This is a genomic window from Streptomyces sp. NPDC051104, from assembly GCF_040682835.1.
GTDB lineage: Bacteria > Actinomycetota > Actinomycetes > Streptomycetales > Streptomycetaceae > Streptomyces > Streptomyces cynarae.
In genome coordinates this window covers 64,593-91,276 of record NZ_JBFBBS010000028.1, presented here as the reverse complement: position 1 = coordinate 91,276, position 26,684 = coordinate 64,593, and the positions used below count along the sequence as shown (strand labels likewise).

Here is a 26,684-nt window from a genome sequence, read left to right as displayed (position 1 = left end):
CATTCGTGCTGGCCACCCGGGCACTACTCCTTCTCCGCCCTCGACTCAATGAATCATCCAGTATGCCTGACTCGATCTACTTTGACAGAGAGGGAACCGCACACACCTGTACTGCGTTCGGGTGAACCGTGCGGGACGGTCACCACGCCAGGCACTCGGCAACCGGCTGGGAGAATTGGCTGCCGTTGATCCCGTCAAGCGCGGTTCCCGATTGCCGGGGTGGCGAGCACATCTGCGATGTCCACGCTGCTCCCTGCGCTCTCCGGCAGTCGGCAGGGAGCAGAGTCTCAACGTGCGCCCGGGTGGTCCGAAGCTTTGGCGATGATCCCGGTGACGGTGACGGTGACGGTGACGGCATCCGTCGCGTGGTGTTCTCTGAGGTGAGCCTGGGCGGCGCTCTGGACTCGGGAGCGGACTTCGCGGGCCACGTCAAGTGCTCGGTGGCCTTCGGACAGGACGCAGCGAACGTCTACGCGCCAGCCGGAGCTGTCGGACGTGCGGGCCGCTCGGACGCCGGCCTCGGGCGGGGTGGTCCTGGCCGCTGTCTGTGGCCAGGCGAGAGTGGCGGCTCGTGCGAGCCGGTGGGCCAGTCCCGGGTGGAGGCCGACCACGCCCGGGACCGCGAGAGCTGCTTGAGCTGCGGCACTGCGGAGGGTGGGGGTAGCGGGGAAGGTCATCGTGTACCGCCGGGCTCCGGAAGCAGTACGTCGACCGCAGCGAGGTCAACGTCTGTCACGGCCAGCCCCAGGACCCGGTCGGCCGCGTCGATGACCGATCGGCGGACCTCCTGGGCTCGGGTGGGCAATGGTTGGTCGAGGGCCACGACAAGGGTCATGGCCACGCGCACGCCGGTGCCGTCTTGCTCAGGAGACAGGCGGCAGCTTGCAGCCTTCGTCCCGGGCACTGTATCGGCGGCCCACCGAAGCACTTTGGCCGCGGCGTGCTCGCCGATGCACAGATCCAGCGCCGGGTCGTCCAGCGGCAAGAGGTGCCCGAGCCGGACCTCGGACCGGACGATGTCCATGACACGGTTCACGAGCACGCCGAATCGAGTGGATTCCTGAGCGCGCAGTACCTGCGTGGCTTCGTCCAGCGCGGCCAGCCCGTCCGCGGCTTCGCGGCAGTACGGGCAGGCGGCGCTGTGCCGATCCGGCCCGGACACAGTGTCCCGCGCCTGTTCCCAGGCGTAGCTGAGCGGGCGGCCGCAGGGCAGCCGCTCGTCCCCGGCCAGCAGTGCCAGCTCGGGTAGGAGGCTGTCGTGACTTTGCGGGTGCTGGTCCTCTATCGCCACGGGGCCATCGCCTCCTTCAGGGACCGGCGTGCACGGAACAGTCTGCCGCGCACGGTCTCCTCACTGGTACCTGTCACGTAGGCGATTTCTGCATAAGGCAGTCCGTGCACCTCCCTGAGGATCCAACACGCCCGCTGATCGGCGTTGAGATCGCCGAGCGCAGTGGCGAGGGCAGCCACAGCAGCGTTCTGTTCAACGGCCCGGCTCGGTGAACTGCGCGGTTCCTCCGTGGCCGGCTCGGGCACCACGTCCAGCGGAAGCGGAGGCAGCTGGTGGCGCCGGGCGTTGCGGCAGCGGTTGACGGTGATCCGGTACATCCAGGTGCTGTATGCCGCCCTGTGGCGGAATTCCGGAAGTCGTCGCCATGCGCTGACGAAAGCGTCTTGGACGGCTTCTTCGGCGTCTCGTGTGTCGCCGAGCATGTGGGTGGCGAGCATGAGCAGATTGGGGCTGTGGCGGCGCACGAGTTCCGCGAAGGCATCCTCGTCGCCTTCGCCGGCTCGCACCGCCAGGAGTGCGTCGGGGAGCCCACGCTCCCGTGTTGCCGGTCTGCACTGTGGTGTCATCGTCGGCTCCCGGCCTGAGTGCCGGTTGGGAGGTGTCTCCGCGCACTGGGACGCCGCGTCCGCTCCCGCCCATATCCTGCCCATATCCGGCACATGTGATGCAGATCACACAAAAGGGATGTGAGGGGACTGCTCGCTGACGTGTCCAACTGTCGACGGGCATCACCCTGATGTCCCCAGGACGATCGAGGCGACTGTCATGACGGACACCACCAACCGAAGCAGCAGTGCTGGCCAGGACAGGTTGTCCGCAGGGACCGGTACGACATTGCAGGGCCGCAGCGGCGTCGACGTTCCTGCTGAGAGCCGGGGGAAGACCACTATCTCGGACACCGTGGTGGCGAAGATCGTGGGCATGGCTGCCCGTGAGGTACCCGGCGTCCACAACCTCGGCGCAGGCGTAGCGCGGGCGCTGGGGGCCGTACGGGAGCGCGTCCCGGGCGGCGGTACCGGAGTGACCCGCGGGGTCAAGGTCGAGGTCGGGGAGCGTCAGGCCGCTGCGGACCTGGACGTCGTCGTTGAGTACGGCGTCCCAATCGTCGACGTCGCCGGCGATGTACGCAGCAACGTCATCGCCGCCGTCGAACGGATGACGGGGCTCGAGGTCGTCGAGGTGAACCTCACGATCGACGACGTCCACCTGCCCGAGGAAGAGTCCGAGGCCGAAGAGGGCCGCGTCACATGAGCGCCGACGGTTGCCGCCGCGCCCAGTGCGGCGGCGCGGAGTGCAGAACAGATCAGGCGCGAGACGGGTGAATGAGCGATGGACACAGCGATTGCGGGACTGGCAGCCGGGATAGCGCTTGGCTTCGCCGGCTATTTCGGCGGCTTCTGGGCGTTTCTCCTGGTCGCCGTCCTGGGCGGAGTCGGGCTGGTGGTCGGCCTCGTCCTGCGGGGCGACATCGACCTGCGACGGCAGCGGTGAACGCACATCCCACCGGCGCCGCTGTGCGCTCTCCGGGACAAGCCGAGCGTCTTCCGCCGCCGGCGGAACGAGGCGCGACCGTCATCCCCGACCGGGTGGTGGCCCGCATAGCCACCCGGGTGGCCAGTACGGCCCTGGCGCGGCGGGCCGCCCCGCCACGAAGAGGCCACCCGGAGGCCGTCGCTCCGCCCGACGCGTCAGCGGCCACGCGCGGCGGCACGACGCGTCTGCACCTGACTTTGGATCTGCCCTATCCCACCGACATCCCGGGCCTGTCACTGGACATCCAGCATGCTGTCGCCGACCGGGTGACCGAACTGACCGGCCTGCCGGTCACCGAGGTCACTGTAACCATCCGGCGTCTGGTGCCCAAGGCCGGCTTTGAGCGAGGCAGGGTCCACTGACCTGGCTCGGGCTCATACCGGAAGGGAGACCGCAATGACATCCGACCCGGGACGCGCCGCTGGTGCCGACCCGGCGGCGCACACCCAGGACGACGCGGTGGCCCTCACCAAGCAGACCGATGCCGGCACCAAGCAGACCGATGCCGGTCCGCCCACCCCCGGCATGTCGACGGAGCCCGCGCCGGGGGCCCGCCGTAGGACACACCGCCCCTGGGCTGTGCGGCGCATTCCTGCCGCGCTGACCGCCCTGGTCATAGCGGCCGCCACGGGCACCGCTCTGGTCGACGCCATCGCAGTACGTGCGGGACACCACGCGGCAGTCTGGCGCAGCACGCTGGCACACGAACTCGCCTCCCGCCCCGTCGGCGACGTGTGGATGCTCACCGGAGCCGCCGTAGCCGCCGCCCTCGGGCTGGGGCTGGCCATCCTGGCACTCACCCCCGGTCTGCGCCACGCGCTGCCCATACGACCGCCCGCAAACTGTCCCCCTGGGCAACTGTCGGCCACCTTGGACCGGGATGGCGCCGCTGTCCTCCTGCGCGACGCAGCGATGCGGGTCCCCGGAGTCAGCAGGGCGTGGGTGCGGGTGCGCCGCCACCGCATCACGGCCCTGGCCGACGTCCGCTTCCGGGATCCACACCAGGTCCACGACGACCTCGTCACCCTCCTCCGGGAGGAACGCGACCGGCTCGCCCTGGTCCCTTCCCCGCGACTTGCCGTACGCGTGCGGCAACGCACCACCTGACCCTCCCGGCGTCGGGAGCACAAGCCCATGAAACCGCAATCCGCGCTCACTCGTCTCAACCGAACCCTGCTGGCTGTGGTGGGCCTGGCCTTGTTGGGCGGAGGGCTGCTGGTTCTCTTCGCCGGTCTCGATCTCTACCGGCGCTGGCACCTCACCCCACCCGTCGGCTGGCCCCTGACATCGCCCGGCAACGTGCTGCTCAGTGCCGCCGACCGGACCCGCTGGAGCAGCCAAGGCTGGTGGTGGCCCACGGCCATCGCCGCCCTGACGATCGCCACCGCACTCGCCCTGTCGTGGCTCATCGCCCAGCTGCGCCGTCCACGCCCCCGCGCCATACCCGTCGGAGGCACACCTCCAGCGGAGGGAGTGGAGCTACGCAACCGTGCCCTCAGCGACGTGATCACCGCTGAGATGCACAGCCTGCCCGGCGTCAAGAAGGCACAAGCCCGAATGACCGGCAGACCACAACACCCCCACAACCGCATCGACCTCACCCTCACCCCGCACGGTGCGCCCAGCCGGGTACTCCACGAGTTCTGCGACGGACCGCTGCCCAACGCCCGCCGCTCCATCGGCACGGACCAATTCCCGACGGAAGTGCGCCTGCGCGTCGCCCGCCACAAGCCCCATCGCGCGGAGTGATCCGATCACGACGACCGAGGCAGGGGCGGCGAGCCGGCCCGAAAGGGCCCGTGCAGGCTACTGCCACACCAGCGCGGCGATACGGCGGAAGTTGCCGCCCAGGACGACATCTCGGTCAGCAACGGACCGAGACTTCCGTGCCAGCCGCCATCTCATGCCGGACCAGCGGAAATCACAGCACGTGAGGCTGGGAAAGAGAACGACCTCTTCAGTCGTTGTAATAGTCGGCCGGTACCCACTGACGCACACCGTCGCCGTTCGTGCCGTACCAGTAGCGGGGCAGGCCCTTGATACCACTGGTGCGGAACGGGCGGCCGTGGTCGTCGATGCGGACCGTGCCGGTGCGGCCCTGGGAGGCCCAGTCGAGTTCCAGGTACCAGTTGCAGTCGTAGGCCTTTGTCGTCGCGGTGACCAGCAGCACCTCGGGGTCCTCGGCGGAGACGCGGTAGGGGAACTGCACCGCGGGGAGCGGCTTTCCGCTGTCGTTGCCGGGGCGCGCGTGAGCGATCGGGCGGTTGACGTCCAGGTTCACGGAGAAGTCACGGGGCGTCAGGTCTCCGCCGCAGCCTTGGTCCATGGCGTACGCGTTGCCGGTGACGGGGGTGCCGCGGCTGACGATACGGACCCTGAGGGCCTCCAGGACCACGGCCGTGGACGACTTCCCCTGCACCGAGATCTGCACCATCGTCTGTCCCCCGTGCACCGCCCCCTGCGTCGCCGCCCACACCCCGGCGTCCTGCTGCTCCGGCGGCGGGGGTACCTGGGTCGGCTTCTTCTCGATGACGTAGTCGTGCCCGCAACCGCCCTGCCAGATCTGCGAGTCGGCGGTCCAGGCGAGCGGCACACCGGTCGGTACCGGGGCGTCGCTCTTCGGGTCCGCCGACGGTCCGCCCTTCGACTCGGGGCTCCCCGAAGCCCGTACTCCTGCGGAGGGCGAGGCCGACGAACGGCTGGGAGAGGGACTGGTCGCACTGTCCGAGCGGTGGTGTGACGTACCGGCTCCTGTCGTACGGGACTGACTGGGAGCCTTGGCGGAGTTGGCGTCAGACCGATCGGCCGACAGCGCCGACAGACTGCCCAGCGTCACCAGCAGCACGGTCGCCGCGGCGGCTCCGACGACGGTGCGGCGACGGCGGTACCAGGGCCGCCCGGTCGAGCGGGCCGCATCCCACTGGGCCGTCGGCTCGGGACTGCCCGGTCCGGGAGCTTCAGGAGCGGGCAGCCCGGCGTCGGGTGCTGCTCCCGCTTCGAGTCGCGGCGGTGCACCGCTCGTGCCGCCGCCGCCACCACCGACGCCGTCCGCGCCGCCACCCACGCCCCGCGCCGGCCGGCTGTCCGGACCCTGAGCGCGCTCGCCCCCTATCGGCTCCAGCGCCCCCTTGGCCTTTGTCGGCTCCGCTGCCTCCTCGGCCCTTGCCGGCTCCGCCGCGCCCTCCTCACCCGCTCTCGGCCGCTGTCGTGCCGTCACCGCGAGCAGCCACCGGCGGTGCAGTTCGAGGCGTTCCTCCGGTGTCGCCCCGCAGAAGGCGGCCAGGCGCTCAACCGGGGCGTAGTCCTGCGGGACCGCCTCGCCGGCGCAGTAGCGGTGCAGCGTGGAGGTGTTCATGTTGAGGCGCCGGGCCAGGGAGCCGTAGCTCCGGTCCGTGCGGTCCTTCAGCCGGCGCAGCAGCGCCGCGAACTGCTCGACGTCGTCCCCGGTCGACACCGTTCCCCCGTCCTCCCACGTGCCCCCGTATCCCAGGCGGTCCATACACCTGCACGTCAGATGGGCTGGGATGGTTCCACCGTCGCCGGACGGGCGTCCGGCATTGCATCGGGCCGCCGTGACGGCCGATGCTCTTGGTGTCGCACCGACCAGGGCCGGACCGACCAGCCGGCGGCGGGCGACAGACGACGCCCATGCACTCATCCACGGGGGACACCCATGCCCAAGCGCACCGGAGCGGGCGCGCTCCTCGCACTCGCCGTCACGAGCCTCGCTCTCGGCGCGACGCTCGCCACACCGGCGAACGCCGCGGCCAGGGCGCCCCACTTCCTCGCGGCGGCCGATCTCCCGCCGCACCCGAGCTCGTCCTGGACGGCCGGCAAGGTCACCGCCGGCGTACCGGAGGCGGTGGAACAGGACCGCTGCCTGAGCATGGCGCTGGGCGGCGACGGCTCGGAGACCTGGTACCGGGAGTTCCGTACCGACCGCGACACGAGCGCCCGTCAGGTCAGCGTGCGGTTGTCCACGACGGCTGCGGCGAAGGGGCGCTTCTCGCGGCTGAACAAGGACATCAAGTCCTGTGCGGCACGCATCGAGAAGGCCGACCGGGAAACCGAGGCGACGCTGAAGGACTACGGCACGCTGCCTGTCGAGGAGGGCGCCCACGTCCACGGCTTGCACACGGTGACCTCCTGGGGCGCCTCCGACATCCGTCTGCTCTCCGTCGGCCGGGACGGCAGGACCGTCACGGTCGTCGACTGGGGGCAGCTGGGCGACTTCGCGGACGCGCCGGTGAGGGCCTTCAAGAAGACGACCGTCACGGCCGTGAACAAGCTCCACTGACCGCACGACCAGGGCCGCCCTCCGCCACGGGGGTGGGGAGGGCGGCTGGTCGACCACCGACAGCGCCATTCGGCGCGATTCGTCACGACTCGCAGAACGGGGAACACACATGAGCAGCAAGACCCGCACCGTCCTGACCGCCGGCGTCCTCGCCGTCGCCCTCGGCGTCGGCGCCACCGCCCAGGCCTCCGCCGGCGCCCCGCGCAGCGTCAGCGGCAAACCGTCCGACAACATCACTCGCATCGCCGACTTCTACGGCGCCTACATCGACGCGGTGATCGACGAGGGCAGGGGCAACCTCGGACAGGCCCTGCGCAACCACTACCTCACCCCCGCCTTCGAGAAGGAGCTGGCGGCCTGGGAGGACCGGGAGCACGCCGACGGCGTCCTGCGCGCCCAGAACGTCCCGCTCGCCTGGAAGGTCACCGACAACGGCACCGCCCACAACTACACGGAGGCCGTCGTCATCCTCACCTGGAGCCGCGACACCACCACCAAGCTGGTCGTCGACATGACCCGCGACAGCCAAAGGATCTTCCACATCGGCGAGAAGGGCGTGGGTCGCAAGTAGCCACTCTGGTCGCAGCCGCAGCGTGAGCATCTGGAACGGTCACAGCTCGAAGGCCAAGTCGCTTTCGGGCAGCGGCCGTTCCAGCAGGTCCGTCGCCTCGGCCCGACCCACCGGGAACCCGGGCGTGAGGGTGGCCCGCGCCCGGCCGCCCCGGGACTCGTACGGCCGCACCACCACACCCCCGCTGCGTCCTCCGCCGGCTTCACCGACTCGACGGTCACGGCCGGGTGGTCGACCCGGACCAGCGGCTCCACGACCTGCGCCCCGGCTCCCCCAACGGCAGCTTCAGAGCGAGCAAACCATTACATGTAACTCAGGTCATCCGAACGTGGCGTCCGTCTTGGCTGGGCTGTCGTGCTGCGGCGCGGGAGCTGCGTCACTGCAGACCACCACGTCATGGCACCGATCGCCCGGCACAGCAGCATGTGCCTGGAACGCACCAGAGCCGACGGCACCGGCGTCCAGTGGTCCTGCGGCGGCCGTCGCATCCTGGCGGGCGGCGGCCCTCGGCAAGGTGAGCACGGCCCCACCGGCCGCGGCATTCCGTCACTGTCCGCGTTCACCGCGCGATCCGCTGGTGTGGGCGAAGCGACCACCGGTGTTATTCAATGAGGTGTGCGGTCAGGGATCTCGGGGCCCCGTCGCATGGGTTCGAGTACGGCCCCGGCGCTGCGCCGGGGATTGCTGAGAGAGCCGCATGGACTCCACACCGTCCCCCTCGTCCTCTTCGCCGTTCAGCCTGGTCAGCAGCGCCTTGGGGCGCTACATCCCGCCCGGCGGAGCGGCAGCGGCTGCCGGTCCCGCCGACGCGCAGGGCGACCGCACCACCCGCCAAGGCGTCCCCGACAACCCGGCAGCCGGCCGTCAGGATCAGATTCTCGGCGTGGTCATCCTGGACAGGGATCTGAGAATCACCCGCTGCAGGCTGGACGCCCCTGTATTCGCGGGTCTGGACGCGGTGGCCGGGAGTCCCTTCGTCGATCTCCTGCCCCCCGGGGACGTACCGACGGTCACACGGCGGTTGCGGCAGGTCCTGGCGACCGGTGAGGCGCATGTCGCCCGGATCCAGCGCCTGCGGCGCGCCGACGGGTCGGAGCTGGTGGTCTCGCTGAGCATCCTGCCCGCCGCGGTGCCTCAGGAGGGCCTGACCGTCTCCCTGATCGCCATGGCCACGAGGCTGCATCTGTACGCCGCCGAGACCGCGATCGGCACCTCGCTGGACATCGGCGAGACCGCGCAGTCGCTGGCGGAGTCCCTGCTGGCTTGGGGAGACGTGGCCGCCGTCGACCTCGACTTCGCCGTGTGGACGGGCGAGGGAGTCACCGGGCAGGCGCAGGGGCGCATCCGGCTACGGCGGGCGGCCCTGGTACCGGACCGGGCGTGGCCCGACGGCTACGTGACTCCGGGCGACGATCTTCCCAGCGACGCGAGTCGCCTGCTTGCGCAGGCGGTACGGCGGGACGACGCCCCGCAGGCCATCGTCATACCCGACCGGGAGGCGGTCGAGCGGGTACTCGGCAGTCCGCGAGTGATGCGTGCCCTGGTGCCCGGCGACCGGTCGGCAGGTGTGGCGTGCATTCCGCTGGTTCTGGACGGCGCGCCGCCCGTCTTGCTGGGCGTGGCGGAGGTCTGGCGGCGGGCGGACTGCCCCTTCCGCGACAGTGAGCTGTTCGACCTGCAGGAACTGGTGGCCAGGACCGCCCATCACGTCGACCTGGCCCGTCGGCACCAGCGCGAGCACACGCAGGTGCTGGCGTTGCAGCGCCGGCTGCTGCCCCGGACCGGCGGCGACACCATCGAGATCGCCAGTGTCTACCAGCCCGCCACCCCCGACAGCGCGGGCGTCGGCGGCGACTGGGTGAACAGCTTTCCGCTGCCGGACGGCCGGACCGCGCTGGTGGTCGGTGACGTCGTCGGGCACGGCCTGGGAGCCGCGGCGACCATGGGCCAGCTGAGCATGGAGGCCCGCGCGCTGCTGTCCGCGGGGCTGGCACCCGACGAAGTGCTGGAGCATCTGGACGACACCGTGACGCTGCTGGACGACGCGGAGTCCGGGCTGACGGCCGGCTACAGCGCCCTAGGGTCGACCTGCTGCATCGCCCTCTACGACCCGGTCAGCCACCGCGTGGCGCTGTCCAGCGCCGGCCACCTCCCCCCGGTCCTGGTGTCCCCAGACGGGCACGCAGGCCCGCTCGCGGTCCGCCCCCATCCCGGCCTGGGCGCCGAGTTCGCGCTGCGGGAGCCGTTCGACGTGCACACGTTCGGCGCACCCCCAGGCTCCCTGCTCGCCCTCTACACCGATGGCTTGGTGGAAGATCCGACCGTGTCGATCGACGAGGGCATCGGCAGGCTGGCGGAGGCCGTGTCCACGGTGCACCCCTGGGACGCCCTGCAGCAGGCCGCACGGCACGTCGTCTCCGCGCTGGCACCCGGGCACCAGCGCGACGACGTGACCCTGCTGCTCGCGCCCATGATCGGCTACCGCAAGGGGGACACCGCGACCTGGCGGCTGCCCGCCCGCGACGACGCCCCCGCCCGTGCCCGCGCGCAGGTCTCCGCGCTGATGCGGAAATGGCGCATTAAGGACGACACCCGGGACAACGTGCTGCTGCTGGTCAGCGAGTTGGTCACGAACGCGGTGCGCTTCGCCACCGGTCCCATCACGGTACGGCTGATCAGGGCCGGTCACGGCCTGCTGTGCGAGGTGGGCGACACCGGCGACGGCAGGCCACGTCTACGCCGGGGCGGCCTCCTCGACGACGGCGGTCGTGGCCTGCACATCGTGCACAAGCTCACCACCCGGTGGGGGGTGCGGTGGACGGACACCGGCAAGGTGGTCTGGGCCGAAGCGGCGAGGTGACGCGGCTGCGGGGCGGAGGCGCGCGGCAGACATATGGGCGAGCGGCGAGGGTACGGGCGGCGTGCGCGTCACCCGGCGCCACCGACGGTACGGACAGGGCCCTCAGCAGTGCCGGTGGCGTGACCGGTGACGCGGACGGCCCGTTTGCCGGTACGGGTGGCGCGGGCTCGCACTACAGCCACTCCCCTTCCAGTGCGGTGGCGCTGAGGCCCGGTGCCGCCGCGTACAGGACGGCGCGGTCGCCCGGCTTCTGCCCGGCGTCGTGGGCCCGCCGCATGATGTCGAACACGGCGGCGCCTCCACGGTTGCCGCTGGTGTAGCTGTCCCGGCTGTAGTCCAGCAGCCCCGACGGCCACGCGTCGGGCATCGTCTGCTCCATGTACTCCAGCACCCGGGTCCCGCCGGGGTGCGCCAGCAGCACGTCGGGGTGCCAGGCGTCGGGATCGTCCTGGTAACGGACGCGCAGCCACTCCCACATCGCGGTGACCGTCTCCTGTAGGGCGCGGGGCCCGCGCCGATCCATCACGAAGTGGGTTCCGTCCGCGCGCGTCTCCAGGCGGTGCAGGTCCTGGGCGCCGGGCAGGGTGTGGTGCCAGGCGGCGTCGAGCCGCAGCACCGACTCGCGCCTCGGGCGGCCCGTGACCACCGCGGCGACCGCGGTGTCCGCGAACAGCAACCGGACGATCAGGGACTCGAGAGTGTCGTCCGCGGGCTGGTAGGTCGTGCTCAGCGCCTCCGCGATCACGACATACGTTCCTGAGACACCAAAGGCTCCGGATGATCCGGGGCTCGGTATCAGCGGGCTCGTCAGCCGGCGCGGCACGGCACGCGCAGCAGCCTCGGCTGCGCTCACGCCGTGGCACCGTCGAACTCACCGACCCCGACGCCCTGATCCGCGACCTGGACGCGCGCATCACCGCGAGCACCCTGCCGACGACCGAGGCCCACCCAGAAGCCTGCAACTGCCTGTGCTCGATCATCGTCTGCAACACTGTGGTCATCTGCTGACGTTGAGTCAGGTCCGCTGCGTCAGCCTGCCGGGCCTCCCGATGTCACGGCCCCACGAGAGGTCACCGGAGACCCCACGGGAGGCCGGGACGGGGGTGCCGTGCTTGCGGTCGTAGGCGTGATGAGGGCAGGTGCAGCGCCGTACGGGGACACAAGCTCAAGCTCCGGCGACGCGAGGTCGGCCCGCAGGGACGGTAAGACGATCCCGGCCTCGTCCAGGGCTGCTCTCGCACGACTCGTCCGGCACCAGCCGCTCGACCGGACTCTCCACAGCCTGCCCAACGACCGCAGACCGCCAAAGGAAACGGCCTTGTAAGTCGTCACAGAATAGTGCGGGCCTGACTTCTCCTGCTGTGCGCGGATGCCACTGCCCGGACTCGCGCCACCTACCTCTCAGACACCATCTGACCTATAAGCGGGCACCGCCAGAGGCATCCCGGAGTTCTGATCCACCCCCGATTTCGATGCCTACGGCATTGTTTTCGACTCGTGCCCTTTCACCTGAGGACACAATGCGACATTCATCACAGATAGGAATTATTAAGCAAGGCGACACGAGTCCTTTATTGTGGTCGGACATCAGGCGCAAACCGGATACTGGCCATCTCCGTCGAGAGCGGGGGATCCGCGGCCGGGCGATGGAGCCCGCCGCCTGACCGACCCCCGGAGCGCTCGGAGCGACCGGTAGCCCCTGCGCACTGATGCGCAGGGACGCAGATCTCCAGCGGACCCTGACTATGGACGCCGCCGTGCCGTCGGCCCGGCGGCGCGCCCGCGTTCAGCCCTGCGCGCGTCGGCGTGACCAGTACCAGCAGCGATTCGGGCACCGATTGTGGCGACGGAGGTAGATCTGTGGCATTGGCCAGACTCAAAGGGGCGACGGCAGCCGCCCTCACGGCGGCGATCGCGGGAGCCGTGCTCACGGCGTGCGGGCCGCACGCAGGCGGGCACACACCTCAGGGCTCTCCCAGCAGGGTGACTCCCTCGACGAAGCCCTCCTCTCCCAGACCGCCCTCGTCGTCCCAGGCGCCGTCGCCCTCCTCCGCTTCCCCGTCCGCGTCGACATCCGGCCGCGCTGCAGGAGGAACGCAGTCCGGATCCGGCCGCGCTGCAGGAGGAACGCAGTCCGGCCGCAACGGAGGCTCCACTGCGAATCCGTCCGGGCCCGCTTCGCAGTCCGGCTCGGCGAATTCCTTTGGGCAACTGCCGAGCGCCCCGACGGGCTCCGCCGTGGTGGTCAGCCACGGGGTGGAGGGCATCGGCAAGTCCGTGGCGCTCACCTTCGACGACGGCCCGGACCCGCGGTGGACCCCGCAGGTGCTGGCACTCCTCGCCCAGCACCACGCGAAGGCCACCTTCTGCGAGCTCGGGCCGCTCGCCCAGAGCTACCCGTACCTGACCAAGGCGATCGTCGCGGGCGGGGACCGGCTGTGCGACCACTCCGTCCATCATGACGAGCAGCAGAGCCGCAAGTCGGTCGAGTACAACTTCCACGAGATCGTCGACGCCAAGCGCGAGATAACCAACGCCGCGGGAAACGGCGCGAACCTGCTGTACTACCGGGCACCCGGCGGCGACTGGAGCCCGACGATCCGGGCAATAGCCGGCGCCAACCACCTCCAGCCCCTTGGCTGGAGCGACGACGCCAACGATTGGCGGCGCCCGGGTGTGGACGGCATCCTGCGCAACATCAACCGGGACTTGCGCCCCGGCGCGATCATCCTGATGCACGACGGCGGCGGTGACCGTTCGCAGACGGTGCAGGCGCTCGCCCGTCTCCTCAACCAGCTGGACGCTCAGGGCTACAGCTACGGCTTCCCGGCCTGAGATCGTCGTTCCACCGTTGCTCAGGTCCTCCTCGTTGCCGACACCACCCGTGACGGGCAGCATGGCGGTCGCTCGGTGGGCCGGCCGGTGCGGTCAGTCCAGGTCGGTGGTGCCGGCAGCAGCGGGGGGCCGGTTGCAATGCCCAGCGCTTGAGGTCGCCGACGCGGTAGAGGAGTTCGGCGCCGCGCTTGCCGACCGAGCCGGGGAAGGTCGGTTCGTTGGCGCCGACGTAGCGCCGCGCGGCGAGGATGATCTCCAGCACGTGGTGTTCGTGGACCTGGCGCAGCGCCACCACTTCTGACCGGCCCGCTCGAACTGCCCAAGCGGGGCCGCCCATTCGCCATGAACTTCCCATCCGCCCATCCGCCGCCGTGAACCACCTCGACGCGGTGCGGGGACGGTTCGGACATCCCGCACGGCGGTTGTAGTTCAGCCGGTGACCACCTTCTCCGGGCCATGGTCGGGGTCAGCCACGCCGGGTCCCTCTGCGCCGATGCTCTGGTCCGTCGTGATCACACGCAGTCGATGAGTCGTCCGGGTCGGCGTGGTGAGCACGGCCAGGCAGCCGACGACCAAGGCGATGCCGGCCCACCCCAGAAGGGGCAGACGTTCACCGACGACGAGTACGGCCAGGACGGCCGCGACAGCGGGTTCGAGCAGGGAGAGGGTGGTCGCGGTGCTCGCCGGAACGTGCGCCAGGCCCCAGCCGAACAGGACGTACCCGAGGAACATGGGCACCAGGGCCATGTAGGCGCCGACGGCCGCGTTCGACCAGGAGGCAAGGAGCGGGGCGCCGGTGGCCAGCAGCACCGGCATCAGCAGCAGCCCGCCCAGCCCGAAGACGGTCCCCATCGCTGCGCCGGAGGTGACACCGCGGCTGATCAGGCGGTGTGCCGCCCAGGAGTACAGGGCGTAGGTGAGCCCGGCGACCAGGCCGAGTCCCACCCCGAGCACGGTCTCCCCTGCGGAGCGGGCGCCGGGGCCGGAGTGCGCGCCAGCGGCTTCGGCCGTGCACAGCAGCACGGTCCCAGACAGGCCCAGAGCGGCGCCGGTCATCCAGCGGTGCGTGAGGCGGCGCCCGTCGACGACGCGCTCGATCAGGGCCGAGGCGAGCGGGGCCGAGCCGATCGACACCACGGTGCCGGCGGCGACCCCGGCCAGGTGCATGGAGGTGTAGAACGCCAGAGGGTAGGCCCCCACCGACAGTGCACCGAGCAGCACCACACCTTTGTGCGCACGCAGCCGAGGCGCCTCCCGGCGGATGCGGGAGGCGGCGATGAGGGCCTGGAGCAGTCCGCCCAGCCCCATGGCGACAGCCCCGATCGCGAGCGGTCCCATCGCGGGGGCGAAGGTCGCAGCGGTGCCCGTGGTCCCCCACAACACCGACGCCATCAGCACGCATGTCGCGCCCACGCCGACCGAGTCGGCCGCGTGTCCGGCGGGCCGCGTCACAGCCGGTCCAGCAGGTCGGCCGCCATCGCCCGGGCGTGCTCCAGACGCGTACCCGCGCCCTCCAGGCCGGCGCGTGCCATCGCGCCTTCCAGCAGGAACGACAGATGCTCCGCCACCGCGCGTGCCTCCTGCGGCCGTCCGGGCAGCAGCTCTTCAAGATGTCCGGCGAGCAGATCCTCGACTTCCTCCTTGTGCCGGCGCACCACGTCCCGGCCCTCATCCCCGGCGGGCAGCTCGGCGGCCGCGTTCAGCAGGCCGCAGCCCCGGAAACCGCGCTCGTAGGCGAAGGCCGCGTGATCGGCGTACGCGTCGAAGACGGCCAGCACGCCGCCGCGACCGTCCTGGGCCTCCTCCAGCCGCCGCCGGTACAGACCCAGCCACTCCTCATGCCGTGCATCGAGGTAGGCCATCACCAGATCGGCCTTGGAGGAGAAGTTGTTGTACAGGCTCATCTTCGCCACACCCGCCTCGGCGGTGATCGTGTCGATCCCTGTAGCCGCCACACCGTCCGCGTAGAAGCGGCGCGCCGCGGCGGCGAGCAGCTTTTCGCGCGCGACCCCCCGCCGCCTGCCGGGGCGCTCTGCCGCGGTTCCGGTCTCGCTCATCACACTCCCTCTCCAACTAGGTAGGTCAGTCTACCCAAGAAGTAGAGGATAGCCGTCCGCGGCGCTCGCAGCTACGCGGGCAGGGGGCGGTCGTCGACACGTTTTTCATGACCAGGTGGTCAGGCGCTGGACGCCGGGCAGGCGGGCGAGCTGCTGGTAGGCGGCGAGGTCGGTGGTGGCGACCCGCAGGAGGTAGTCGGGTTCGCCGAACAGGCGCTGGGCTTGGAGCACGTGCGGGATAGCCGCGACGGCCTCTTCGAAGGCGATGACGGTGTCGGCGTCTTCCCAGCGCAGGGTGGCGAAGACGAGGGTTTCGAAGTGGAGGCCGACGACGGCGGGGTCAACGACGGCGCGGTAGCCGCGGATCGCGCCTTCGCGTTCGAGATCGCGCACGCGGCGGTGGCAGGGCGAGACGCTCAGCTGCACTCGGGCGGCGAGTTCGGTGATCGTGAGACGGAGCATCCTCCTGCAGCTCGGCAAGAATCTACTGGACATGACGGCCTGCGCGGCGGTCCACCTCACCGTCGGCGTCCTCGCCCGCACGCATCTGAAGCAGAAGTCGTTGTCCGCAGTGATCACGTTCGCCCTGATCGCGGTGCCCGGCCCTGACTGGGCGTATGTCCTGGCGGCGCGCGCCCGCGATCATGTCCTGCCCATGGTCGCATGGCATAGCAATCGCGACGCCCTGATCACCACGATCGTGGTCGTCGGCGTCGCCCCCCTCGTCGCCACTCAGTCTCTCGGCCTGACGCCTTCACCGTGGGTCGTGCCGCCTACCCGGTGTACGTCGACGCCCGCGTCCTGCGGGCCGCTGTCGAGCCCGTGCCCGCTGAAACCAGCAGTACGATTGCCGCCTCCCCGCGGCACTTCCTCGTGCGAGGGATCGGGGTCAGTGCCCTGAACCCCAAAGGCCCTGCTGATCTTCCTGTCGTCCCGCCGCAGTTCACCAAGCCCTACGCCGGCTGCCCCTGCCTTACAACTGGCCGCGCCGGGCGGCGTCCACATCATGACCTGCGCCCTGGTCCACGTCCCCCTCGGCCATGCCGCCGACCGGGTACCGGGCGCGCGACCGGGGGCAGCCCGGGCCACGACGAAGGTCGCGGGAGCCGCGATGATCCTCGTCGGCCTCGCGCTCCTTGCCGAACGCGTCCTCCAGGGTTTCTGATACCCGAGGGTGGCGGACCCGTTTCAGCCCTGCCGCCGGTGGCAGTCGCAGGCCGTTCGAGAGAGAGGCAGTACCAGGTGAGTTCCCCCCGCACGGTCGTGAGCGAGGAGGCAGGTGAGGTCCGTCGCTTCTGGAGCGGGCTCGGTCTGCCCGGGCTGGTCGACGTCCACACCCACTTCATGCCCGAGCGTGTCCTGCACAAGGTCTGGGACTACTTCGACGCCAACGGGCCGCTGATCGGCGGCCTGGAGTGGCCGATCACCTACCGGAAGGAGGAGTCGGAGCGCACGTCCCTGCTGCGGGAGTTCGGCGTGCGGGCCTTCACCTCCATGCTCTACCCCCACAAGCCGGGCATGGCCCGGTGGCTGAACGGCTGGGCGGCCGACTTCGCCCGCCGCACTCCCGACTGCCTGCATACCGCCACCCTCTACCCCGAACCCGACGTCGAGACCTACGTCCGCGAGGCCCTCGAAGCCGGTGCCAGGGTGTTCAAGGCGCACGTGCAGGTGGGGGCGTACGATCCGGCCGACGAGCGACTCCAGCAGGCGTGGGGACTGCTGGCCGAGGCCCACGTCCCCGTGGTGATGCACTGCGGCTCAGGGCCCGCGCCCGGAAAGCACACCGGCCCCGAACCCATCGCGCGAGTGCTGGCCCGCCACCCGAAGCTGCGGTTGATCGTCGCGCACATGGGCATGCCCGAGTACCAGGAGTTCCTCGACCTCGCCGAGCGGTACGACCAGGTACGGCTGGACACGACGATGACGTTCACCGACTTCGCCGAGGAACTCGCGCCCTTTCCCCGCCAGGCCCTGCCCCGGCTCGCCGACCTCGGCGACCGCATCCTGCTCGGCTCCGACTTCCCCAACATCCCCTACCCCTACCTGCACCAGCTCCAGGCACTGGAACGGCTGGAACTCGGGCAGGAGTGGCTGCGGGCCGTGTGCCACGACAACGCAGCAGACCTGTTCGGGCTCTAAGGGGCCCGGGGGCTCCGGGTATGGCTGCCAAGGGTGAGCCGCTGGACGGCTTACGGGTTGGCCGCCCGCAGCCCCGCCCTCGTCCGCACCGGAGCCCGCTGTGAACGGGGTCAACCCGTCCAACGCCGCAGAGCTGACGCCGCGTGACCCGAGACGGTTGGAGCCCCGTCTCGCCCATTGCGGACGGCTGGGGATGTGGGCCGCCGCCGTCCGTCATGCCGAGTCGGACGCCTGGCCATCTCTCGGCGGGGCACCGACAACGGACTGCAGGGCACGGACCAAGCACGTGGCGTCTGTTCTGGAGAGTGGGGCGAGGAACCGGCGTTCCATCTCCTGGCGGGCGAATTCAGCGTCGCGAAGGCGCTCCCGTCCGGCCGGCGTCAGCTGCACGATGTTCTTGCGTCGGTCCTGCGGACTGCGACGCCGCTCGACGAGCTCCTTGCCCTCCAAAGCGTCGACGAGGGCCACCATCGTCGTGCGGTCGATGCCCAGCTTGCCCGACGCCTCCAGTTGGGACAGCCCGTCATGTGCGTCCAGGACGGCGAGAACCGCCAGTTCACGGCCGTCGATCCCGTGCGGCGCCAAGGCCCGCGCGGACTCTTCGGTCAACCGCAGGTACGCGTGCTTGAGCAGATAGCCGAGGCGGGAGGAGAGGACCTCGGGCGGTGCGTCGCGAGTCATGACCGCAGGGTATCCAGAGACTGATAGTCAGCGACACTGACGATCCGCTATGGTGATGATGGTGTCGCCGTCAATGGCGGCGCGTCGACTCGAAGGGCGCGTGGCAACCATGTCCGACCAGCAGGTCCCCTCCCTGACATTCGGAATCAAGACCACCCCGATGCGGGTTCCCTACGAGGACATCCTCCGCGTGTGGCAGGAGGCCGACGACCTGCCCGAAATCGCGGACGCCTGGCTGTGGGACCACCTCATGCCGATCGCCGGCCCGAAGGACGGACAGATCCTCGAAGGATGGACGCTGCTGAGCGCCCTGGCCGCCAGAACCCAACGGCTGCGCCTGGGCCTGCTCGTGACGAGCAACCGGATCCGGCCACCCGCCGTCCTCGGCAAAATCGCCACAACGGTCGACGTGATCTCCGGCGGCCGCCTGATCATGGGCCTCGGCGTGGGCGGCACCGTGCAGCCACCCGACGCGGGCGGCATCGCCGGCGAGAATCCGGCCGTCGCGGAGTACGCGGCCTACGGCCTCACGCTCGTCCCGCCCGCCGAAGGGATCGCCCGCTTGGAGGAAACCATCACCATCCTCCGCAGCATGTGGACGCGGGACGTGTTCGACTTCCACGGGCGCTACTACGCCCTGACCGGCAACCGCAACGAGCCGAAACCTGTTCAGCAGTCAGGACCGCCCCTGCTGATCGGCGGCTGGGGAAGCAGGACGCTCCGCCTGGTCGCGGAGCAGGCCGACATCTGGAACATCCCCGGACCGCCGCACAACACGCTGGACTACATCACCGAGCGCAGTGCCGTTCTGGACGACCACTGCGCCGCCATCGGCCGTGATCCGCGGACGATCACCCGCTCCGTGCAGTACATCGTCTCCTACGACGACCCGGCCACCGACCGCAAGGTCATAACGGAGCTCATCGCCGCAGGCGTGACGCACATCGTGCTGAGCCTGCGGAGCCCCTATCCCTCACAGGCCGCGCGGTGGCTCGTCGACGAGATCATCACGCCAGTGCGCAGCGCAGCCGGAGGATTCTGATGACCGGGCTGTCTGCCACCCGGTAGGACACTCCCCTCCCTGCCAGGCCGCCTGTGATGACTCACCTCAACTGATCCACAGGTCTTGACTCTTCCCCCTCGCCCGGCGCCGCGGGCAAGCCGCGCTCTGCAGCAGAACAGCCGACGCCGCCTCCGCGTTGCAGTGATCGAGCAGAATCGCGCGCGCTCTTCAGCATGGTTCATGCTCTGGTGGCCCTGGGCCCTGGCGCTGGCGCTGGCGCTGAGTCGAGCAGCACGGCGGCGAGGACAACGGCCACGAAGAGTGAGTACTTTCCAATTTCGGTGAGAGAACGCACTCGCGGTACGCGGCCATCGACGAGAAGACCCACCAACCGCACCACCAGCCTTCCCGTTCACCGTGCACGATGATGAGCTGACATCTCCCTGGTCGGCACCCTGGTCCCGGTCGTCGCGCGGCTGTTTCACCTGACCGGCGTGGGCAAGCCGTTCGACCTTCGCTTACCTGCCCGTGCAGTCCTGGTCCTACAAGGCCCGGCGTCCGGCGATGCCGCCGCCCGGGTCGTCCATCAGAGCGATGCGGGCGGTGATGCGTTTGCCCACCCGGTCCCGCTCCGCCTCGAAGGCCTCCACGAGGGCCATCACGATCTCCAGGCCGTGCTGGCCCACCCGGCCGGGATCTGCCGCCCGGGCCACCGGCAGCACCGGATCCGAATCCCACACCGTCACCTCGACCATTTCATCGACGATCCGCAGATCCATCAGCATCGGGCCCGGCGCGTACTTGCGGGCATTGGTGACCAGCTCACTCACCACCAGCTGCGCCACCTCGATCGCACGGGCCGACACTGACAGCCCGTGCTCCGCCTGCACATCGGCCAGGAACTGGACAGTCAGGTGGCGGGCCTCGGCGATACAGGTACCGTCCCCGTCCAAGGCCATCGTCGTCTGCATCGGCTCAGCCTCCGGCGTGATGCTCTCCTCCCCCACAGGCACTGCTTCCATACAGTCCGTCCTCACCCTTCACGCCCTGCCGCGTACCCACCGCTGGCAGCACCACGCCCTGGCTGATTCGCCTGGCTCAGCCCCTCACAGGGCCGGGCCGTACGATGGTCGGCCTGCCGGGAGAACCGACCTGTAATTATCCGACAGCGTGGAGGGAAGCGTGGCGGACACCGGAAAAGCGCACCAGCCCGACCATCTGTCGGTCGTGGCCACCTCCACCGATGGCATCGACGTGCTCACCGTGGCAGGCGAAATCGACCACGACACAGCCCCGCCCCTCCAGCAGGCCCTCGATCTCTCCCGCCTGGGTTCTCCTCCCCGAGTGGTAGTCGACATGCGGCAGGTCACCTTCATGGACTCCGCCGGCATCAACCTGCTCGTCGCCGCCCACCAGGCCACCACACAAGCCGGCGGCTGGCTGCGCCTCGCGAGCGCCCAGGACCCCGTCATGCGCACCCTGCAGATCGTCGAACTCGACACGATCATCAACTGCTACCCCACCCTCCGCGACGCCCTCCACCGCTGACCGGCTCGGCCAGGCCCGGTGCAGGCGCCACGCCTGGGCACGAGAAGCGGGAGCCCCCTTTGCATCTGCGGGCCAACGGGGTCGATGGACCGCGCTGGACGACCAGCCCAAGAGCACATGACCCCCTGGCTGGTCAGCCGCGTGCGAATGCGAGCAGGTCGGCGTTGAACCGATCCGCGAACTCGGGAACCATCGACAAGCCGTGCGGAGCACCCGGGTAGACCTTGAAGCTCACGTCTTTCACAAGCTTCGACGATTTGTTAGCGGATGCCACGACGGGAACGATCTGGTCATCGTCGCCGTGAATGATCAGCGTGGGGACGTCGAACTTCTTGAGATCCTCGGTGAGGTCGGTCTCGGAGAACGCCTTGACGCAGTCGTGGGCGCCCTTGATGCCCACCGTCATGCTCCACAGCCAGAACTCGTCGCGAGTCCCCTGAGAAACGGTCGATCCCCCGCGGTTGGCGCCGTAGAAGGGAGCACTGAGGTCCTTGTAGAACTGGGAACGGTCCGTCAGCACGCCTTTTCGGATCTCGTCGAAGACGTCGATCGGCAGCCCCTCCGGGTTCGCTTCCGTCTTGAGCATCAACGGGGGGATCGCGCCGAGCAGAACCGCCTTGGTGACACGCCTCGAGCCGTGTCGGCCGATATAGCGCGTGACCTCTCCCCCACCGGTCGAGTGACCGACCAGGATGACATCACGAAGGTCGAGGGCCTCGATGACCGAGGCCAGATCCTCAGCGTACGTGTCGAGGTCGTTCCCCTGCCAGGGCTGGCCCGAGCGTCCACCCCCACGCCGGTCGTGGGCCACGACCCGGAAGCCATTGTCCGCCATCAGCTTCAGCTGCGGATCCCACGCGTCCGCGATCAGTGGCCAGCCGTGGGAGAAAACGACCGGCGGGCCCGATCCCCAGTCCTTGAAGTAGATCTGTGTGCCGTCCTTGGCAGTGGCAAAGGCCATGATTGCCTCTCTAGCACTTGCCCGGAACTCCGCACTGCATGGGAATTCAGTGTCCGAGCCGCACTTGGAATGTCACGCCACGACCAGCAGCGGACGCGCATCGCGGGCGACGGAGAGGCCGGCAGCGGAAGGCGGCCGATGAGCACGTCGTGCTTCGTACGCTACTCGGAAAGCCCCCCTTGAGCGCGTCGGGCAGGCCACAGCGCCCCCGTGCGGTCCGCGCGGCCAACGGCCGGCTCGGCAAGGATCCGGCAGGTCTTGGCGAAGCGGACGTCGGCACCGCCCACGACCGAGTGCGCCAACGCAGTCACGCGCGCGGGCCTCAGCAGTCCCGGCGAATACTGGGTACTCCCACAGTCTCCCCTTCGGATCGGACGATCGCGTCGAGGCGTGATCAGCGTGGCCCGCTGCCGCGGAGGGCCCGACACATGCGCGGCATAGTTGCAGTATGTCCACTGATGGTTCTACGAGATCCTCAGCTGAAGAGTGGGCTGTGGAACCGGGTGACGTCCTGGCAGTGCTCGGTGCCGACATGATGGTCTCCGTGTGGACCGGGGCCGCCGAACGCCTATGGGGCAGGCTATTCGGCGGACCAAGTGCTCCATAGTCCCGCCAAGGGGCTGCTGGTTTCGGGCGCCCCGGAATTTCCCCGTGTCTTTGCGGGCAGCCCCTGGTCAGGGCGGGTGCGGATCCGCCGCCGCGACGGCCATGAGGCAACCGCGGAATTGCGGGTTACTCCTGCATCTGTCGGCCGAGGATCTTGCGGCGCTACGCCAGAACCCGCGTGAGCAGCGCCTGCTCCGCCAGGAGCAACTGCAGCAGCTCGCCCGCCCGGTCGCCTCCCGCGTCGAGGACCGGCTCCAGCAGCGCCGCCGGGCAGGTCGAGGTTCACGTCAAGCTCGCCGCCTCCGCCCGCATGGCCTCGCCGATATCCCCCTGCCAGCAGAGAGCCACTGCTGGTAGCGGACATCGGCACCCACCTCAGCGAGGCGACGCTGCTGCCCGAGCACCGACGCGGGCGTGGGTCGATGTACGGCGGTCTCAATCAGGGCCGGATCAAAGCCGACCGGCTTCGGCAGGTGCCGGCCGGGTGGACCAGCCGGGCGCATGAACACAGAGAGACTTGGGAGGAGCAGTCCACGAGCCGGTCCCTGACGCACCATCACATATTCACAGGCCAGTTCGCTGCGCTGTTCGGGGGAACAGACCGATCATCTCTGATGCTGCACTGCCCGGCTGGGCACCCTCATATGCGATCAAGGGTGCCGATGCCGTTGAGACATTTGAGGAGATGAGAAACCCATGTGCCGCCTGTTCGGTCTCAGCTGCGCTCCGCGGCGCGCCCACGCCACCTTCTGGTTGCTGGACGCCCCCGACAGTCTCAGCCGACAGAGCCACCGCGAACCGGACGGCACCGGCCTGGGGTACTTCGCCGCCGACGGCACCCCGCGCGTCGACAAGGCACCCATCGCCGCGTACCAGGACCGGGCCTTCGCCCGGGAGGCCAGGCAAGAGGAGTCGGCAACCTTCCTGGCCCATGTGCGCTTCGCCTCCACCGGCAGCCTGGACACCCGCAACACCCACCCCTTCGAGCAGGACGGTCGGCTCTTCGCACACAACGGGGTCATCGAAGGGCTCGACAAGCTCGATGACCACCTTGGCGAGGACCGGTCGCTGGTCCAGGGCGACACCGATTCCGAGCGGTTCTTCGCCCTGATCACCCGGGAGACCCGCAAGCACGACGGTGATGTCTCTGCGGGTATCGAGCAGGCGGCCCGTTGGATCGCCGGCAACCTGCCCGTCTACGCCCTGAACCTGATCCTCATCACCTCCGACCAGTTGTGGGCGCTGCGCTATCCGGACACCCATGATCTGTACGTCCTCGAGCGTCGGGCGGGCGGCCAGTACGGCAGCCGGCATCTCGATCACAGCGGCAGCCACGGCCGCATGCGCATCCACTCCGAGCACCTGGCCGACCACCCCGGCGTCGTCGTCGCCAGCGAACGCATGGACGACAACCGCCATTGGCGCGAGATGCAGCCCGGTGAGCTTCTTCACGTCGGCCCCGACCTTCGCACCACCCACCGGATGATCCTGCCCGACGCCCCGGCACACCAGCTCAGCCTCAATGACCTGCGCCCTGACGCCGCCGCCTCCCAGAACCCCGCCTAGGTGTATTGCTCACGAGCGTTCAGTGGCCTGATCAGCGTCCGTCGACAGCGAGCAGGCCGTGGTCCTCGACGGCTCGCAGGGAGAGCGTTCGAGGCGTAGCGAACGGCGCCTGCCCGCAGTGCGGCGGCTTCCGATCCCCGCTGCTGCGCCCGGCGTTGATAGGAGGCGGGCACAAAGCGCGCGGGTCGCAGGGTCGTACGGCCACACGGCACGCCCGCGTCCCGCCCGTCCGGCTGGTGGGGCGGGGACCACGGGCCCGTCCGCTGGTGGGCGCTGGGGTCAGGGCAGGGTGAGGATGCGGGGGCCCTGGTCGGTGATGGCGACGGTGTGCTCGATGTGGGCGGCGCTGCTGCCGTCGGTGGTGCGCAGGGTCCAGCCGTCGGTATCGGTGCGGTAGGTGTCCTGTCCGCCGGCCATGAGCATGGGTTCGATGGCGAGGACCAGGCCGTGGCGGAGGTGGAAACCGCGGCCGGGGCGGCCGCGGTTGGGCACGTGGGGGTCTTCGTGCATGCGGCGGCCGATGCCGTGGCCGCCGAAGTCGGCGGGCATCCCGCAGCCTGCCTTGCGGGCGACGGTGCCGATGGCGTGGGAGATGTCGCCGATACGGCTGCCCACTTGGGCGGCGGCGATGCCGGCGTCGAGGGCCTGCCGGGTGGCGTCGATCAGGTCCACGTCGGAGGGGCGCGGTGTTCCGACGGTGAAGGTGATGGCGGCGTCGCCCGTCCAGCCGTCGAGCTGGGCGCCGCAGTCGATGCTCACCAGATCGCCGTCCCTCAGGCGGTAGTTGGTGGGGATGCCGTGGACCACGGCGTCGTTGACCGAGGTGCAGATCACCGCGGGGAAGGGGGTGGGGGCGAAGGACGGCCGGTATCCGAGGAAGGGCGATCGGGCTCCGGCCTTGGCCAGGACGGCTCGGGCCGCCTCGTCGAGTTCCCGCAGGGACACCCCTACCCGGGCTGCTTCCCGGGCGGCGGCCAGAGCCTGGGCCACCACGCGTCCGGCTTCCCGCATCGCGTCCAGCGCGGCATCGGTCTTGATCTCCACCATGTCCTGTGATTCCCAACCCAGGAAGACCCAATACTTATACCGGTATTAGTATCACGGTCATGGTGAGAACTCCACTGACTCCATGGGAACGAGAACGCGGCGAGCGGTTCGGCGCGCTGCTGCGTCAGGCACGCGGCGACCGGAGCATGACGGAGGTGGCCGCGGCGGCAGGAGTCTCCGCGGAGACGCTGCGCAAGATCGAGACAGGCAGGGCTCCCACACCGGCCTTCTTCACCGTCGCAGCTCTGGCCGCCGCGCTCCAGGTGTCCTTGGACGAGCTGGCGGCCGCCTGCGCACACGATCCGGACTGGCAGGAGTCGGCGCTTTCGGCCTGAGAGCAAAGGTCAGCGCCGGGCGACGCACGTCGGTGACGGTGACCTGCTCGGCTCGGTCGTCATGCGGGCCGTCGAGGTCAGGCGGCGCAGTGCTGCCTGGGCGGGTGGGCCACAGGTGACGGCGCCCTGGGCCCTGTCTGGAGTCGTGATCGCATGGCGGGGAAGGATTGGACGGGATGATGCTCGGGTTTGTAGCTTGCAGTTGCCCGTGACACCGCCCGAGGAGGTGAGACCCGTGAACGCTGTATCGATGTGGGTGCTCCCCCTTCCCGTCACGGCCGGGCGATTGACGTAGGTGTCGCCGGGAGCGCCTCGACAACAGGGCACTCCCGAAAGGCAACACCTATGCACCCTGTGCAGTTCACTGCCGAGTCGTCGTCGAACGGCGTGGTCGAGCGCGACTTCACCGTGGGCGACGTCCCCGGCGTGCTCCGGTCGCCGGCCTCCGGCGCGACCGATCGCGCGCCCCTGATCCTGATGGGCCACGGCGGCGGCAACCACAAGAAGTCACCGGCGATGGCCGGCCGGGCACAGCGCCTCGCGACCGGCTGCGGCTCCCACGTCGGCTCGTTCCTAAGCGACCGTGAGTACGATCTCGCCCTGGATGTGCCCTCGGGCGGCGCGTTCGTGCGCTGCTCGGGCATCCGCGAGCGCAAACGTGCTGTCGATCGCTACACGGACCGTACCCGCGTCGAGCAGGCGCCCCAGTTCAGCGAGCTGCGCGCCGTTCGAGCGGACCTGGGCGCTCGAGACCGTGACGCCCAGCTTCGCGGTCTCTTCTTCATCGAAGTCCCCGGGAAACACGGGGAACAGGGCGCCCCCGCGCTTGAGCGTCCGCAGGAAGCGCTCGCTGTCGGGGCCACCGACGGTGTCGAGAACGAGGTCGACGCCGTGCACGAGTTCCTCAGGACGACTCTTGGTGTAGTCGATGAACTCGTCGGCGCCCAGTTCGCGCAGGAACGATTCATGCGCGCCCGATGCCACCGCGATGACGCGGGCATGGCGCGGAGCGATATCGACGGCGCCGATTTGTTTGCGCTGGTAGCCATGCTCGCTTGGCTCGGCGATCAACCCTCGCCGGCACCACGCGTCGATCGCCTCTTCGAGGTTGTCGCGAGCGCGATTCTGACGAGCGCAGGGAGCAGCCACGCCAAGGGGGGACCGCCGCCCTCGGTCCCGTAGCTGAAATGGCCACGCGCCGCCCCGCCTCTCCCCCACCGACGTCCCCCGCTGGTCGCCGCCGCACTGCCGGCGGCTTGCGGCAGCGCACCGCCGACACGCAACACGAGCGCGCCCCCATCTCGGTGCATCCGCGCCGCCCAACCATCCTCCCCCTACTTCGTTCCGGCCC

The 26,684-nt window shown here is 69.8% G+C and carries 26 protein-coding genes and 6 pseudogenes; 19 read left to right on the top strand and 13 right to left on the bottom strand.

Features of this window, described 5'->3' with window-relative positions; all coding sequences use genetic code 11:
• Positions 1–673: 673 nt before the first annotated feature.
• The gene (locus AB0N14_RS29295) at positions 674–1,291 is read right to left on the bottom strand and encodes a hypothetical protein (protein WP_366028702.1); all 618 of its coding nucleotides are present in this window, start codon (positions 1,289–1,291) and stop codon (positions 674–676) included.
• Positions 1,282–1,857, bottom strand: coding sequence for a sigma-70 family RNA polymerase sigma factor (locus tag AB0N14_RS29290; protein WP_366028701.1), 576 nt, complete (start codon positions 1,855–1,857; stop codon positions 1,282–1,284). Before AB0N14_RS29290 ends, AB0N14_RS29295 begins: the two co-directional genes overlap by 10 nt.
• A gap of 199 nt (positions 1,858–2,056) precedes the next feature.
• Here AB0N14_RS29290 and AB0N14_RS29285 point away from each other — a divergent pair, with 199 nt between their 5' ends.
• The 5 genes from AB0N14_RS29285 (at position 2,057) to AB0N14_RS29265 (ending at position 4,573) form a co-directional block, all read left to right on the top strand.
• Positions 2,057–2,542: an Asp23/Gls24 family envelope stress response protein gene (locus tag AB0N14_RS29285; protein WP_366028700.1), complete on the top strand. Its 486-nt coding sequence runs from the start codon at positions 2,057–2,059 to the stop codon at positions 2,540–2,542.
• Positions 2,543–2,620: 78 nt separating this feature from the next.
• Positions 2,621–2,782 (top strand): hypothetical protein, encoded by a 162-nt coding sequence (locus AB0N14_RS29280; protein WP_366028699.1) that lies wholly within the window; start codon positions 2,621–2,623, stop codon positions 2,780–2,782.
• A 119-nt stretch (positions 2,783–2,901) separates the two neighbouring features.
• Positions 2,902–3,186 (top strand): hypothetical protein, encoded by a 285-nt coding sequence (locus AB0N14_RS29275; protein WP_366028698.1) that lies wholly within the window; start codon positions 2,902–2,904, stop codon positions 3,184–3,186.
• A 34-nt stretch (positions 3,187–3,220) separates the two neighbouring features.
• On the top strand, positions 3,221–3,931 hold the full coding sequence (locus AB0N14_RS29270) for a DUF6286 domain-containing protein (protein ID WP_366028697.1): 711 nt from the start codon (positions 3,221–3,223) through the stop codon (positions 3,929–3,931).
• Between the two features lie 27 nt (positions 3,932–3,958).
• Positions 3,959–4,573 carry an alkaline shock response membrane anchor protein AmaP gene (locus AB0N14_RS29265; RefSeq protein ID WP_366028696.1) on the top strand — a complete coding sequence of 205 codons (615 nt, stop codon included), beginning with the start codon at positions 3,959–3,961 and terminating at the stop codon, positions 4,571–4,573.
• Positions 4,574–4,781: 208 nt separating this feature from the next.
• Here the strand turns inward: AB0N14_RS29265 and AB0N14_RS29260 are convergent, their stop codons facing one another.
• Positions 4,782–6,323: a helix-turn-helix domain-containing protein gene (locus AB0N14_RS29260; RefSeq protein ID WP_366028695.1), complete on the bottom strand. Its 1,542-nt coding sequence runs from the start codon at positions 6,321–6,323 to the stop codon at positions 4,782–4,784.
• A 174-nt stretch (positions 6,324–6,497) separates the two neighbouring features.
• Here AB0N14_RS29260 and AB0N14_RS29255 point away from each other — a divergent pair, with 174 nt between their 5' ends.
• Positions 6,498–7,121 (top strand): hypothetical protein, encoded by a 624-nt coding sequence (locus tag AB0N14_RS29255; protein WP_366028694.1) that lies wholly within the window; start codon positions 6,498–6,500, stop codon positions 7,119–7,121.
• 109 nt (positions 7,122–7,230) lie between these two features.
• Positions 7,231–7,692 carry a hypothetical protein gene (locus tag AB0N14_RS29250; RefSeq protein WP_366028693.1) on the top strand — a complete coding sequence of 154 codons (462 nt, stop codon included), beginning with the start codon at positions 7,231–7,233 and terminating at the stop codon, positions 7,690–7,692.
• Positions 7,693–7,731: 39 nt separating this feature from the next.
• Here the strand turns inward: AB0N14_RS29250 and AB0N14_RS29245 are convergent.
• A pseudogene (locus AB0N14_RS29245) lies at positions 7,732–7,946 on the bottom strand (glycosyl hydrolase-related protein); the annotation flags it as partial.
• 142 nt (positions 7,947–8,088) lie between these two features.
• On the opposite strand from AB0N14_RS29245, the gene AB0N14_RS29240 reads away from it, so the two are divergent.
• Both AB0N14_RS29240 and AB0N14_RS29235 read left to right on the top strand, forming a co-directional pair.
• Entirely contained in the window at positions 8,089–8,304 is a 216-nt protein-coding gene (locus AB0N14_RS29240; protein WP_366028692.1) for a hypothetical protein, read from the top strand.
• A gap of 85 nt (positions 8,305–8,389) precedes the next feature.
• Positions 8,390–10,552 (top strand): SpoIIE family protein phosphatase, encoded by a 2,163-nt coding sequence (locus tag AB0N14_RS29235; RefSeq protein WP_366028691.1) that lies wholly within the window; start codon positions 8,390–8,392, stop codon positions 10,550–10,552.
• A gap of 172 nt (positions 10,553–10,724) precedes the next feature.
• On the opposite strand, the pseudogene AB0N14_RS29230 reads toward AB0N14_RS29235, so the two are convergent.
• A pseudogene (locus AB0N14_RS29230) lies at positions 10,725–11,300 on the bottom strand (type III polyketide synthase); the annotation flags it as partial.
• A 29-nt stretch (positions 11,301–11,329) separates the two neighbouring features.
• On the opposite strand from AB0N14_RS29230, the gene AB0N14_RS29225 reads away from it, so the two are divergent.
• Together AB0N14_RS29225 and AB0N14_RS29220 are read left to right on the top strand one after the other, a co-directional pair.
• Complete coding sequence (locus AB0N14_RS29225) at positions 11,330–11,560, top strand: hypothetical protein (RefSeq protein ID WP_366028713.1); 231 nt, start codon at positions 11,330–11,332, stop codon at positions 11,558–11,560.
• 1,230 nt (positions 11,561–12,790) lie between these two features.
• A complete protein-coding gene (locus tag AB0N14_RS29220; RefSeq protein ID WP_366028690.1) occupies positions 12,791–13,387 on the top strand; it encodes a polysaccharide deacetylase family protein in 597 nt (198 codons plus the stop codon).
• 429 nt (positions 13,388–13,816) lie between these two features.
• Here AB0N14_RS29220 and AB0N14_RS29215 read toward each other — a convergent pair whose 3' ends face one another.
• From AB0N14_RS29215 to AB0N14_RS29205, 3 genes and pseudogenes are all read right to left on the bottom strand, one after another.
• Positions 13,817–14,839, bottom strand: a complete 1,023-nt coding sequence (locus AB0N14_RS29215) for an EamA family transporter (protein ID WP_366028689.1) — start codon at positions 14,837–14,839, stop codon at positions 13,817–13,819.
• Entirely contained in the window at positions 14,836–15,444 is a 609-nt protein-coding gene (locus AB0N14_RS29210) for a TetR/AcrR family transcriptional regulator (RefSeq protein WP_366028688.1), read from the bottom strand. The genes AB0N14_RS29215 and AB0N14_RS29210 overlap by 4 nt, the downstream gene beginning before the upstream one ends.
• 25 nt (positions 15,445–15,469) lie before the next feature.
• A pseudogene (locus tag AB0N14_RS29205) lies at positions 15,470–15,928 on the bottom strand (Lrp/AsnC family transcriptional regulator).
• 522 nt (positions 15,929–16,450) lie between these two features.
• Between AB0N14_RS29205 and AB0N14_RS29200 the strand changes: the two are divergent.
• Positions 16,451–16,609 (top strand): hypothetical protein, encoded by a 159-nt coding sequence (locus AB0N14_RS29200; protein ID WP_366028687.1) that lies wholly within the window; start codon positions 16,451–16,453, stop codon positions 16,607–16,609.
• A gap of 77 nt (positions 16,610–16,686) precedes the next feature.
• Positions 16,687–17,586 carry an amidohydrolase family protein gene (locus tag AB0N14_RS29195; RefSeq protein ID WP_366028686.1) on the top strand — a complete coding sequence of 300 codons (900 nt, stop codon included), beginning with the start codon at positions 16,687–16,689 and terminating at the stop codon, positions 17,584–17,586.
• Between the two features lie 213 nt (positions 17,587–17,799).
• On the opposite strand, the gene AB0N14_RS29190 is transcribed toward AB0N14_RS29195, so the two are convergent.
• Complete coding sequence (locus tag AB0N14_RS29190) at positions 17,800–18,267, bottom strand: MarR family transcriptional regulator (RefSeq protein ID WP_366028685.1); 468 nt, start codon at positions 18,265–18,267, stop codon at positions 17,800–17,802.
• Positions 18,268–18,376: 109 nt separating this feature from the next.
• On the opposite strand from AB0N14_RS29190, the gene AB0N14_RS29185 reads away from it, so the two are divergent.
• Positions 18,377–19,309, top strand: a complete 933-nt coding sequence (locus AB0N14_RS29185; protein WP_366028684.1) for an LLM class flavin-dependent oxidoreductase — start codon at positions 18,377–18,379, stop codon at positions 19,307–19,309.
• A 503-nt stretch (positions 19,310–19,812) separates the two neighbouring features.
• Here the strand turns inward: AB0N14_RS29185 and AB0N14_RS29180 are convergent.
• A complete protein-coding gene (locus tag AB0N14_RS29180) occupies positions 19,813–20,241 on the bottom strand; it encodes an ATP-binding protein (protein WP_366028683.1) in 429 nt (142 codons plus the stop codon).
• Positions 20,242–20,452: 211 nt separating this feature from the next.
• Here AB0N14_RS29180 and AB0N14_RS29175 point away from each other — a divergent pair, with 211 nt between their 5' ends.
• Positions 20,453–20,818, top strand: a complete 366-nt coding sequence (locus tag AB0N14_RS29175) for an STAS domain-containing protein (RefSeq protein ID WP_366028682.1) — start codon at positions 20,453–20,455, stop codon at positions 20,816–20,818.
• A gap of 133 nt (positions 20,819–20,951) precedes the next feature.
• On the opposite strand, the gene AB0N14_RS29170 is transcribed toward AB0N14_RS29175, so the two are convergent.
• On the bottom strand, positions 20,952–21,779 hold the full coding sequence (locus tag AB0N14_RS29170; protein WP_366028680.1) for an alpha/beta hydrolase: 828 nt from the start codon (positions 21,777–21,779) through the stop codon (positions 20,952–20,954).
• A 708-nt stretch (positions 21,780–22,487) separates the two neighbouring features.
• Between AB0N14_RS29170 and AB0N14_RS29165 the strand changes: the two are divergent.
• Positions 22,488–22,698 (top strand): annotated as a pseudogene (locus tag AB0N14_RS29165) (hypothetical protein); the annotation flags it as partial.
• Positions 22,699–23,081: 383 nt separating this feature from the next.
• Complete coding sequence (locus tag AB0N14_RS29160; protein ID WP_366028679.1) at positions 23,082–23,951, top strand: class II glutamine amidotransferase; 870 nt, start codon at positions 23,082–23,084, stop codon at positions 23,949–23,951.
• A gap of 279 nt (positions 23,952–24,230) precedes the next feature.
• Here the strand turns inward: AB0N14_RS29160 and map are convergent, their stop codons facing one another.
• Positions 24,231–24,998: a type I methionyl aminopeptidase gene (map, locus tag AB0N14_RS29155; RefSeq protein WP_366028678.1), complete on the bottom strand. Its 768-nt coding sequence runs from the start codon at positions 24,996–24,998 to the stop codon at positions 24,231–24,233.
• Between the two features lie 59 nt (positions 24,999–25,057).
• Here map and AB0N14_RS29150 point away from each other — a divergent pair, with 59 nt between their 5' ends.
• Both AB0N14_RS29150 and AB0N14_RS29145 read left to right on the top strand, forming a co-directional pair.
• Complete coding sequence (locus AB0N14_RS29150) at positions 25,058–25,333, top strand: helix-turn-helix transcriptional regulator (protein ID WP_200423372.1); 276 nt, start codon at positions 25,058–25,060, stop codon at positions 25,331–25,333.
• Between the two features lie 345 nt (positions 25,334–25,678).
• A pseudogene (locus tag AB0N14_RS29145) lies at positions 25,679–25,897 on the top strand (alpha/beta hydrolase); the annotation flags it as partial.
• 9 nt (positions 25,898–25,906) lie between these two features.
• Here the strand turns inward: AB0N14_RS29145 and AB0N14_RS29140 are convergent.
• Positions 25,907–26,362, bottom strand: a pseudogene (locus AB0N14_RS29140) (zinc-binding dehydrogenase); the annotation flags it as partial.
• Positions 26,363–26,684 lie beyond the last annotated feature (322 nt).